Annotated in this window: 12 protein-coding genes; 5 read left to right on the top strand and 7 right to left on the bottom strand. The window is 76.2% G+C overall.

What is annotated here, in order from left to right; genetic code table 11:
* Positions 1-131: 131 nt before the first annotated feature.
* Both ACRYMN_RS20125 and ACRYMN_RS20120 read right to left on the bottom strand, forming a co-directional pair.
* The gene (locus ACRYMN_RS20125; protein WP_432499068.1) at positions 132-545 is read right to left on the bottom strand and encodes a SufE family protein; all 414 of its coding nucleotides are present in this window, start codon (positions 543-545) and stop codon (positions 132-134) included.
* A 53-nt stretch (positions 546-598) separates the two neighbouring features.
* Positions 599-1,504 carry a sulfurtransferase gene (locus tag ACRYMN_RS20120; RefSeq protein WP_432499066.1) on the bottom strand — a complete coding sequence of 302 codons (906 nt, stop codon included), beginning with the start codon at positions 1,502-1,504 and terminating at the stop codon, positions 599-601.
* 168 nt (positions 1,505-1,672) lie between these two features.
* Between ACRYMN_RS20120 and zapE the strand changes: the two genes are divergently transcribed.
* Positions 1,673-2,758 carry a cell division protein ZapE gene (zapE, locus tag ACRYMN_RS20115; protein ID WP_432499063.1) on the top strand — a complete coding sequence of 362 codons (1,086 nt, stop codon included), beginning with the start codon at positions 1,673-1,675 and terminating at the stop codon, positions 2,756-2,758.
* On the opposite strand, the gene ACRYMN_RS20110 is transcribed toward zapE, so the two are convergent.
* A complete protein-coding gene (locus ACRYMN_RS20110; RefSeq protein ID WP_432499060.1) occupies positions 2,755-3,831 on the bottom strand; it encodes a HoxN/HupN/NixA family nickel/cobalt transporter in 1,077 nt (358 codons plus the stop codon). The two genes, zapE and ACRYMN_RS20110, sit on opposite strands and share 4 nt — an antisense overlap.
* A 141-nt stretch (positions 3,832-3,972) precedes the next feature.
* Here ACRYMN_RS20110 and ACRYMN_RS20105 point away from each other — a divergent pair, with 141 nt between their 5' ends.
* Positions 3,973-4,380 (top strand): DUF2200 domain-containing protein, encoded by a 408-nt coding sequence (locus tag ACRYMN_RS20105; RefSeq protein WP_432499057.1) that lies wholly within the window; start codon positions 3,973-3,975, stop codon positions 4,378-4,380.
* Positions 4,381-4,392: 12 nt separating this feature from the next.
* Here the strand turns inward: ACRYMN_RS20105 and ACRYMN_RS20100 are convergent, their stop codons facing one another.
* Positions 4,393-5,097 (bottom strand): D-alanyl-D-alanine carboxypeptidase family protein, encoded by a 705-nt coding sequence (locus tag ACRYMN_RS20100; protein ID WP_432499055.1) that lies wholly within the window; start codon positions 5,095-5,097, stop codon positions 4,393-4,395.
* A gap of 88 nt (positions 5,098-5,185) precedes the next feature.
* On the opposite strand from ACRYMN_RS20100, the gene ACRYMN_RS20095 reads away from it, so the two are divergent.
* The 3 genes from ACRYMN_RS20095 (at position 5,186) to ACRYMN_RS20085 (ending at position 7,379) form a co-directional block, all read left to right on the top strand.
* Complete coding sequence (locus tag ACRYMN_RS20095; RefSeq protein ID WP_432499053.1) at positions 5,186-5,932, top strand: response regulator transcription factor; 747 nt, start codon at positions 5,186-5,188, stop codon at positions 5,930-5,932.
* Positions 5,925-7,028: a sensor histidine kinase gene (locus tag ACRYMN_RS20090; protein WP_432499050.1), complete on the top strand. Its 1,104-nt coding sequence runs from the start codon at positions 5,925-5,927 to the stop codon at positions 7,026-7,028. The genes ACRYMN_RS20095 and ACRYMN_RS20090 overlap by 8 nt, the downstream gene beginning before the upstream one ends.
* 159 nt (positions 7,029-7,187) lie before the next feature.
* Entirely contained in the window at positions 7,188-7,379 is a 192-nt protein-coding gene (locus ACRYMN_RS20085) for a hypothetical protein (RefSeq protein WP_432499047.1), read from the top strand.
* Between the two features lie 46 nt (positions 7,380-7,425).
* Here the strand turns inward: ACRYMN_RS20085 and ACRYMN_RS20080 are convergent, their stop codons facing one another.
* The 3 genes from ACRYMN_RS20080 to ACRYMN_RS20070 form a co-directional block, all read right to left on the bottom strand.
* A complete protein-coding gene (locus ACRYMN_RS20080; RefSeq protein ID WP_432499045.1) occupies positions 7,426-8,190 on the bottom strand; it encodes an ABC transporter permease in 765 nt (254 codons plus the stop codon).
* Positions 8,187-9,005 carry an ABC transporter ATP-binding protein gene (locus ACRYMN_RS20075; protein WP_432499042.1) on the bottom strand — a complete coding sequence of 273 codons (819 nt, stop codon included), beginning with the start codon at positions 9,003-9,005 and terminating at the stop codon, positions 8,187-8,189. Before ACRYMN_RS20075 ends, ACRYMN_RS20080 begins: the two co-directional genes overlap by 4 nt.
* A gap of 37 nt (positions 9,006-9,042) precedes the next feature.
* Positions 9,043-9,879: DUF4097 family beta strand repeat-containing protein (locus tag ACRYMN_RS20070; protein WP_432499040.1), on the bottom strand; the 837-nt coding region annotated here is incomplete at its 5' end.

Here is a 9,879-nt window from a genome sequence, read left to right as displayed (position 1 = left end):
GGGGGTGGGGTTGTGGGGGGGGGGGGGCGCGGGGGGGGGGGGGGGGGGGGGGGGGGGTGGGGGGGGGGGGGGGGGGGGGGGGGGGGGGGCCCCCCCCCCCCCCCCCCGCCGGTGCGCGCCGGGGGGCGCGCTCAGGAGGCCGTGGCCACCCGGACCTGGCGCTTGACGCGCGCGAGCATCCCCGTCATGCCGCGCATGCGCAGCGGGCTGACGGCCTGCTCCAGGCCCAGGCGCGAGCACACGTCCGGCGGCAGGTCGAGCACCTCGGCGGCGGGCAGGCCCTCCAGGCCCTCGCGCAGCACCCCGGCGAAGCCGCGCGTCGTGGGCGCCTCCGGCGGGGCGGACACGTGCAGGTGCACCCGCGAGCCCTCGTCCACCTCGACGTTGACGAACACCGGGGACTGGCACTCGTCCACGCGCTCCATCAGCTCCGGGTGCCCGGCCAGGCGCTCGGGCAGCGGGGGCAGGCCCTGGCTGAACTCCAGCAGCAGCTGCAGGCGCTCGCGCTCGGGCAGCGCCCGGAAGTCCTCGACGATGCCGGCCATCGCCGGCGGCAGGCCGGCGGTGGGGGAGAAGACGTCCTCGTCCAGGTGCTCGCTCACGGGCGCACCGCCGGGGCCTCGCCCTTGTCGGCGCCCTTGACGATGGGCACGCGCACCGAGTTGCCCCACTCGGTCCAGGAGCCGTCGTAGTTGCGCACCTTCCCGAAGCCGAGCAGGTGCTGCAGCACGAACCAGGTGTGGCTGGAGCGCTCGCCGATGCGGCAGTAGGCGATGACGTCGTCGTCCGGCGAGAGGCCCTTCTCCTGCTGGTAGATGGCCTCCAGCTCCGCGCGCGTGCGGAAGGTGCCGTCCTCGGCGGCCGCGCGCGCCCACGGCACGCTGTCGGCGCCGGGGATGTGCCCGCCGCGCACGGTGCCCTCCTCGGGGTAGTCAGGCATGTGGGTGCGCTCGCCGGTGTACTCCTGCGGGGAGCGCACGTCGACGAGCTTGCCGCCGAGGTGGGCGAGCACGTCCTCCTTGAAGGCGCGGATGGAGGCGTCGCTGCGCTCGACCACGGGGTACTCGGCCGGCTGCGGCTCGGGCGCCTCGGTGGTGGTCTCGCGGCCCTCGGCGATCCACTTGGCGCGCCCGCCGTCGAGCAGGCGCACGTCGGGGTGCCCGAAGAGGGTGAACACCCACAGCGCGTAGGCGGCCCACCAGTTGTTCTTGTCGCCGTAGATCACCACGGTGTCGTCGCGGGAGATGCCCTTGCGCGACATCAGCGCCGCGAAGCCCTCGCCGTCGACGTAGTCGCGGGTGACCGGGTCGTTCAGCTCGGTGTGCCAGTCCACCTTGACCGAGCCGGGCACGTGGCCGGTGTCCCACAGCAGGACGTCCTCGTCGCTCTCGACGACCTTCAGGCCCGGCTCGCCGAGGTGCTCGGCCAGCCAGGCGGTCGTGACGAGCTTGTCCGGGTGGGCGTAGGCGGCGAGCTTGTCGTCGCTGTCGTGCGGCAGGGCCACTGTCGTCCTCCGTGCGCTGGGAGCCTCTGGCGTCCGGCGGGCCGTGCGCCCGCGCCCCGTTCAACAGCGCGCGGGGCGCTCGCGTTCCCGCCGCTGCGCGATCCTGCCAGAGGGCCCCGGGGCGGGACCCGGGCGGCGCGGTGCGCCCGGCTCACTACCCTTGCCCGGGTGAGCCGACCCGAGCCCAGCCCCGCGCGCCCCGACGAGCGGGGGGCCGCCGGCTCCCTGGCCGGGCGCGACCCGCGGGTGCCGGCGCAGCAGCTCGTCGCCGAGCTGGTGCCCCCGCCGCGCTTCGCCGGCGTGCGCTTCTCCAGCTACGTGCCCGCGCCCGACCAGCCCACCCAGGCCGAGGCGGTCGCGGCGATGAGCGCCTTCGGCGAGTCGGTGCTGGCGGGCGAGCGCGGGCGCGGCGGCGGGCTGGCGGGGCTGTTCAAGCGCCGCAGCGCCCCGCAGGGCCCGCCCGGGGTGTACCTGGACGGCGGCTTCGGCGTGGGCAAGACGCACCTGCTGTCCTCGCTGTACCACCAGGTCGTCACCGAGGGCGGGCGCACCGCCGCCTACGGCACGTTCGTGGAGTACACCAACCTCGTCGGGGCGCTGGGCTTCCGCCAGGCGGTGGAGGCGCTCTCGCCGCACGACCTGGTGTGCATCGACGAGTTCGAGCTGGACGACCCCGGCGACACGGTGCTGATGTCGCGCCTGATGCGCGAGCTCGTCGACGCCGGCGCCCGGCTGGCGGCCACCTCCAACACCCTGCCGGGCGCGCTGGGCGAGGGGCGCTTCGCGGCCCAGGACTTCCAGCGCGAGATCCAGGCGCTGGCCGGGCAGTTCGCCGTGCAGCGCGTGGACGGGGAGGACTACCGCCACCGCGGCCTGCCCGCGGCCCCCGCCCCCGTGGACGACGCCGCCGTCGAGCGCGCCGCGGCCCGCCCCGGCGCCACCCTGGACGACTTCGCCGACGTGCTCGCGCACCTGGCCCGGGTGCACCCCAGCCGCTACGGCGCGATGGTGCGCGACACCGCCGCGGTGTGCCTGCGCGGGGTGAGCACCGTGGGCGACCAGATGGTGGGCCTGCGCCTGGTGGTGCTCGCCGACCGCCTGTACGACCGCGACGTGCCCGTGGTGGCCTCCGGGGTGCCCTTCGACGAGGTCTTCACCGAGGAGCTGCTGCAGGGCGGGTACCGCAAGAAGTATCTGCGCGCGGTCTCGCGCCTGTCGGCGCTCGCCCGCGACGGCGCCGCGCTGGTCGGCTAGCGCGCCGGGCGCGGCAGGCGCCACCAGGCCAGCGCGCCCAGCCACAGCAGCAGGACCAGGGCGGTCACCGCGTAGCCGACGGCACCGGTGTCCAGACCGGCCACCCAGCCGGTCACCGCGTCGCCCAGCCCCAGCGCGTCGTGCGCGACGGTGACGAGCTGCACGGTGCCGATGCCCAGCGCCACGGCCACCGAGACGCCGGTGACCACGCCGTTGTAGGCCAGCCGGCGCAGCGGGTCGGCCAGCGCCCAGTCGTAGGCGGCGTTCACGAGCGCCCCGTCGAGGGTGTCGAACAGGCTCATGCCGGCGGTGAAGAGCACCGGCAGCACCAGCACCGCGTACCACGGCAGCGTCACCGCCGCCGTGCCCGCGAGCACCAGCAGCGCCACCTCGGTGACGGTGTCGAAGCCCAGGCCCATGAGCAGCCCGGCGGGGTAGACCTGGCGGGGGGAGTCGATGCGGGCGGTGAAGCGGCGCAGCAGGCGCGCCACGGCGCCGTCGAGGGCCAGGCGCTGCTGCAGCGCGGCGTCGTCGAGGCGGCCGCGACGGCGCTGGCGCGCGGTGCGCAGCACCCCCAGCAGCGCCGCGAGGTTGACCAGCCCGATCACCCACAGGAACACCCCGGCCGCGGTGGTGCCGAAGAGCGCCAGGGCGTCGTGGGCGGCGCTGCCCTCGGTGACCAGGCCGGAGGCGAAGCGGGCGCCGGTGGCCACGACCAGGGCCATGGCGAAGACGACGGTGGAGTGGCCCAGGGAGAACCAGAAGCCCACCGACAGCGGGCGCTGCCCGTCGCCGGTGAGCTTGCGGGTGGTGCCGTCGATGACGGCGACGTGGTCGGCGTCGAAGGCGTGGCGCACGCCGAAGAGGTAGGCGGTCAGCCCCAGCCCCCAGCCGAAGACCTGCTCGCCGACGCCGAAGCCGCGCGGCACGACGAGCAGGCCCAGCACGCCCCAGCCCAGCACGTGCAGGGCGGCGACCACCGCGAGCAGGCGCAGCAGCCGGCGGGTGTCGCTGCGGTCCCAGCCGCGCCCGGCGGCGCGCGCGGACGCGGGGGCGGGGGTGGGCGCAGGCACGGCGGCTCCTCGGTCGGACGGGGCCCGCAGCACGCTTGTTGCGAACCGTTGGCGACAGGCGGCGCGAGCCTACCGGGGCGCCGTTGACCGGGGTGCCGGTGCCGCGCGATCCTCGGCGGGACGACGTCGGGAGGCAGCACCGTGGCGCGACACCGCATCTTCGGCACGAGCTTCGCGAGCATCCACCCCCTCTACGTGCAGAAGGTGGAGCGCGGGGGGCGCAGCGCGCAGGACGTCGACCGCGTCGTGCGCTGGCTGACCGGCTACGACGAGGAGGGCCTGCGCCGGGCCCTCGCGCGGGGGGTGGACCTCGAGACGTTCTTCGCCGAGGCGCCCCGCCTCAACCCGCACGCCGTCGAGATCACCGGGACGATCTGCGGGCACCGCGTGGAGGAGATCGAGGACCCGCTCATGCAGCGCATCCGCTGGATGGACAAGCTCGTCGACGAGGTGGCGCGCGGGAAGAGGATGAGCTCGATCCTGCGCGGCGGCGACGCGGCCGAGGCGCCGCAGGCGTCCGGAGCACCTCCGGTGGCGTCGGCCGGCTGAGCGCCGGTGCGCTCACCGCCGCGTCCTCGGGTCCTGCGCGGCGTCGGCGTACGGGGCCGGGCACCCGTGCTCGAGCGCCGCGGGGCGCAGCTCGAAGTGCCACGGCTCGTTGCGGTAGGTGCGGCACAGGCCGTGCTCGGCGCCGTGCTCGGACAGCCACGCCGCGGCCGCGGGCGGGCCGACGTCGACGGCGTCGCCGGAGACGTGCCCGGAGGTCTCCGCGGTGGCGACCCACCGGGCGGCCTCCTGCGCCCCGTGCTCGGCGACCGCCTCGGCGAGCAGCCGCTCCTGGTGCTCCGGGGAGCGCCAGCCGCTGTTGACCTCCAGCTCGACCCCCACCTCCGCCGCGTGCGCCGTCGCCGCGCGCAGGGCCGCGAGCAGGGCGGGGTCGAGGTTCGCCACGCCGGGGTGCTGCCCGTCCTCGGCCGAGGTTCCCTCGGGCAGCACGCCGTCCGCCTCGGTGACGACCCCGTCGGCCCAGGCGTCCGGGGCGGTGGCGGTGGCGGTGGCGGCGCGCGGGGCCGCGCCGGGCGCGGGGGGTGGTGCGCCCCGGCGGGAGGGGCCCCCGGCGAGCGCGGCCGTGACGACCAGGGCGACGGCCACGAGAGCGGCGGCCAGGACGGCGACCGGGGCGGCGACCGGGGCGGCGGCCCTGGGGGCGGTGGTGGGTTCGGCGGTTCTGCGGGACCCTGCGGGTGCCGCTGCGGATCGGGACACGCCGCCAGTGCAGGCGACGCGCTGTCGCAGGGGCGTACGCGGATCCCGATACGCCCGCGAGACGCCCCGGGTGCTAGGACTGGGCGCTGTGCGCGTTCTGGTCCTGGAGGACGAGCCCTACATGGCGCAGGCCGTGCGCGACGGGCTGCGCCTGGCGGCGATCGCGGCCGACGTCGCCGGGGACGGCGCGAGCGCGCTGGAACTGCTGGACGTCAACGCGTACGACGTCGCCGTCCTGGACCGGGACGTGCCCGGGCCCTCCGGCGACGAGGTCGCCCGCCGCATCGTCGCCTCCGGCAGCGGCACGCCGATCCTCATGCTCACCGCCGCCGACCGGCTGGACGACAAGGTCTCCGGCTTCGAGCTCGGTGCCGACGACTACCTGACCAAGCCGTTCGAGGTGCGTGAGCTCGTGCTGCGCATCAGGGCGCTGGACCGCCGGCGCGCGCACCACCGGCCCCCCGTGCGCGAGCTCGCGGGCCTGCGCCTGGACCCCTTCCGCCGCGAGGTGCACCGCGACGGCCGGTACGTGCCGCTGACGCGCAAGCAGTTCGCGGTGCTCGAGGTCCTCCTCGCCGCCGACGGCGGTGTCGTCAGCGCCGAGCAGCTCCTGGCGCGCGCCTGGGACGAGAACGCCGACCCCTTCACCAACGCGGTGCGCATCACGGTCTCGACCCTGCGCAAGCGGCTGGGCCGGCCGTGGGTCGTCGCCACCGTCCCCGGGGTCGGCTACCGCATCGACGCCGGGGACGGGGCCGGGGACGGGGACGGCGAGGACGACGGCGCGGGGAGCGGGGGGAGCGGGGGGAGCGGCCGGGGGAGCGGCGGTGGGTAGGAGGCCCGGACGCAGCGTCCGCTTCAAGCTCACCATCAGCTACGCGGCCTTCCTGGTGGTCGCCGGTGCCCTGCTGCTGGCGGTCGTGCAGGTGTTCCTGCTGCGGTACGTGCCCGACGGCGTGCTGACCACCGCCGGTCCTCCCGGGCGCCGGCCGCAGCTCTTCGTCCCGAACCGCTCCGACCTCGTGCGCGCCTTCGCCCCGAGGGCGGCCGCGGCGCTGGCGTTCCTGCTGGTGCTCGGCGTCGCGGGCGGGTGGTTCCTGGCCGGGCGGGTCCTGGCTCCGCTGCACCGCATCACGGCGGCCACGCGCACGGCTGCCGGCGGGTCGCTCTCGCACCGCATCCGGCTGCCGGGCCGCGCGGACGAGTTCCGCGAGCTGGCCGACAGCTTCGACGCCATGCTCGCGCAGCTGGAGTCGCACGTCGCCGAGCAGCGCAGGTTCGCGGCCAACGCCTCCCACGAGCTGCGCACCCCGCTGGCCATCACGCGGGCCCTGCTCGACGTGGCCCGCGAGGACCCCCGGCGCGACACCGACGACCTCCTGCAGCGCCTGGGCGTCGTCAACGCCCGGGCCGTGGAGCTGACCGAGGCGCTGCTGCTGCTCAGCCGCGCCGACCGGCTGCCCGCCACCCTCGAGCGCGTCGACCTCTCCCTGCTCGCCGAGGAGGCCGCCGAGGTGCTCCTGCCGCTGGCCGAGCGGCACGGCACCACCCTGGAGACCTGCGGGGAGGTCACCCCGACCACCGGCTCGCGCGCGCTGCTGCTGCAGATGACCACGAACCTGCTGCACAACGCGCTCGTGCACAACCTCCCCTCCCGCGGCACCGCGAGGGTGAGCACCGCCAGCGTCGACGGCTCCGCCGTGCTCGTCGTCGAGAACACCGGCGAGGAGGTCCCCGCGGAGCTCCTGCCGACGCTCACCGAGCCGTTCCAGCGCGGCGCCGAGCGCGTGCGCCACGGCCACGCCGGCGTCGGCCTCGGGCTGGCGGTCGTGCAGAGCGTCGTGCGGGCGCACGGGGGAGCGCTCACCCTGAGCGCGCGCCCCGGGGGCGGGCTGCGCGTGGAGGTGCGGCTGCCCACCGCGCCGCGCTGACGGCGCCGCGCTGACGGCGCCGCGCTGACGGCGCCGCGGGCGCGGGGCCGGGCCGCGGGGCCGGGGCGCTGGTTCGGGATGCTGGGCGGGCCTACGCCCCTGGACGCGGGCGGCGGCGCAGGAGGACACTGCGGCGCACCCTCGGCGAGGAGGTGCGCGGTGAAGTCGCTCAGGTGCCTGGTGGGTCGGCACCACTGGTCGGTCCGGCACACCGAGGACGGTGAGCCGTACGAGGTGTGCTCGCGCTGCGGGCGCGACGGTCCCGGGGGCTGGGACGTGCGGACGGTGCGCGGTGCGCCGGAGGGTTTCCGCTGGGGCCAGGGCGGACCCGTCGGGCCCGGCGGCATCTGAGGCGCGGCGCCCGGGGCCGGGCGGCCCCGGGAGCCGGGCGCTGGGCTCAGCCGAACCTGCGCCGGTGCACGAGGACCGCCAGCGCCTGGGCGAGGACCAGCAGGCCCACGAGCCAGGCCAGCGAGACCCAGGCGTCGGCCCCGACGGGCTCCCGGGCGAACAGCGCCCGCAGCGTGGTCACGACCGCCGTCACGGGCTGGTTCTCGGCGAACCAGGCGACCGGGCCGGGCATCGAGGCCGTGGGCGCGAACGCGGAGCTGACGAACGGCAGGAGGATCAGCGGGTAGCTGAACGCGCTCGCGCCGTCGACGCTCCTGGCCGACAGCCCGGCGATGACGGCCATCCAGGTCAGCGCCAGGGTGAACAGGACCAGCAGTCCCGCGACGGCCAGCCAGCCGGCCAGGGACGCCCGGGGGCGGAACCCCGTGAGCAGCGCGACGCCGACCACGAGGGCCACGGAGACCAGGTTCGCGGTCAGGGAGGTCAGCACGTGCGCCCACAGCACGCTCGACCTGCTGATCGGCAGGGAGAGGAACCGCTCGAAGATGCCGCCCTGCAGGTCCAGGAAGAGCCGGTAGGCGGTGTAGGCGACGCCGGAGGCGATCGTGATGAGCAGGATGCCGGGGAGGGTGTAGTCGACGTAGGGCTCGTCGGTCCCGGTGTCGATCGCGCCGCCGAACACGTGCACGAACAGCAGCATCAGCGCGATCGGGGTGAGCGCGGTGGTGACGACGGTGTCGGGGCTGCGCAGGACGTGGCGCAGGGAGCGGCCGGTCAGGGCGCCGGTGTCCCTCAGGGCGCGGGTGGTCATCGCGGTTCGCCTCCGGGAGGTGCGGTGTCGGGGGTGCGCCCGGTCCCGGCGGTCCCGCCGACGAGCGCGAGGAAGACGTCCTCGAGGCTGGGCTGCTCCTGCACGTGCTCGACCCGCGCCGGTGGCAGGAGCTGCCGCAGCTCGGCGAGGGTGCCGTCCTGGACGATCACGCCCCGGTGCAGGACGGCGATCCGGTCGGCGAGGCGCTCGGCCTCGTCGAGGAGCTGGGTGGTCAGCAGGACCGTGGTGCCGGCCCGCGCGAGCCGCTCGACGGTGCTCCACACCTCCAGGCGAGCCTGCGGGTCCAGCCCGGTGGTGGGTTCGTCCAGGACGAGGACCGGGGGGTCGCCGACCAGGCTCATCGCGATGTCGAGCCGGCGGCGCGTGCCGCCGGAGCAGGTCGCGGCCCTGCGGTCGGCCACCGCGGTGAGCGAGAAGCGGGCGAGCAGCTCGTCGGCGACCGCGCCGGGGTCGTCCACGTGGCGCAGCCTGGCGACGAGCACGAGGTTCTCCCGCGCGGAGAGGACCTCGTCGACCGCGGCGAACTGACCCGTCAGGCTGAGGGAGGCACGCACGTCGCGCGCCTGCGCGGCGACGTCGAAGCCGTGGACGGTGGCGGTGCCGGCGTCGGCCTTCAGCAGGGTGGACAGGATCCGCACCAGCGTGGTCTTGCCCGCCCCGTTCGAGCCGAGCAGGGCGAGGACGGTCCCCGCCGGCACGTCGAGGTCGACGCCGCGCAGCACGGGCGTCCCGTCGAACGACTTCTCGAGGCCCCGGACCCGGATGGCGGGGCCGCGGGCGTGGTTCGTGGTCACGGTTGCTCCTCCTGCTCTCGGGACCGCGCCGACGCCGTCACGGGCGGCGGACGACGACGTCGCCGTAGCCGGTGCTGGCGTGGACCTCGGCGGTCTCCTCGTCGGCGACGGGCCCGGTGGTGGGCGTCAGGTGGTTGCGGACGCTGCCGTGCTCGGAGCTGACGTCGAGGTGGGCGACGGTGCCGACGGGCACACCCACCTCGATCGAGCCGAAGGAGTTCGTGAGCGCGACGCTGCCGGAGCGCAGCCGGTCCACCCGGATGCCGCTGTGGGCGGAACGGGCGGTCACGCTCCCGCGGACGTGGCCCACCTCGATGTCGGCGTGCGCGCCGTGCACCTGCAGGGTGCCGGTGACCGAGCCGACGGTGGTGGTGCCGTTGGTGGCGCGGATCGCACCGCGACCCGCGACCTCGCCCACGCGCACGGAGCCGGCGCTCACCCTCAGCTCCAGGTCGCCCGCGACGCGGGCGACCTGGACGGAGCCCGCGGAGGCCTTCAGGTCCAGCTCCTCGACGTCCTCGAGGCGGGCGTCACCGGCGGACAGCGTCATCCGCACGCTCCGCAGCGCGCCCTCGACGTGCAGGGAACCGACCTTGCCCCGCAGGTCGCAGCCCGCGGGCAGTTCGACGGTGACGTCCACGGTGCCGGTGGAGAGGGGCAGGACGTACTGCTTCCAGGAACCGGGGTGGGTGACGGAGACCGCGTCGCCGTCGCGCACCACGCGCACCTCCTCGGCGGCGCGCACGCTGCCGGACCTCCTCGGGTCGCTGGGCAGCACGGTCACGACCACGTCGTCGCGCTCGCCGGCGACGACGTGCAGGGCGGCGGAGGGGACGTCCACGAGGACCGGGACGGGGTGGGGGGCGGGGGGGGG

It is taken from the genome of Kineococcus gypseus (assembly GCF_050871305.1).
Classification (GTDB): domain Bacteria; phylum Actinomycetota; class Actinomycetes; order Actinomycetales; family Kineococcaceae; genus Kineococcus; species Kineococcus gypseus.
This window is presented reverse-complemented; position numbering and strand designations above follow the sequence as displayed.

What these genes read in the sequence shown, in the direction of transcription:
- ACRYMN_RS20080 (WP_432499045.1), bottom strand. Translation starts at nt 8,190, where the DNA reads ATGACCACCCGCGCCCTGAGGGACACCGGCGCCCTGACCGGCCGCTCC.
- ACRYMN_RS20125 (WP_432499068.1), bottom strand. Translation starts at nt 545, where the DNA reads ATGGCCGGCATCGTCGAGGACTTCCGGGCGCTGCCCGAGCGCGAGCGC.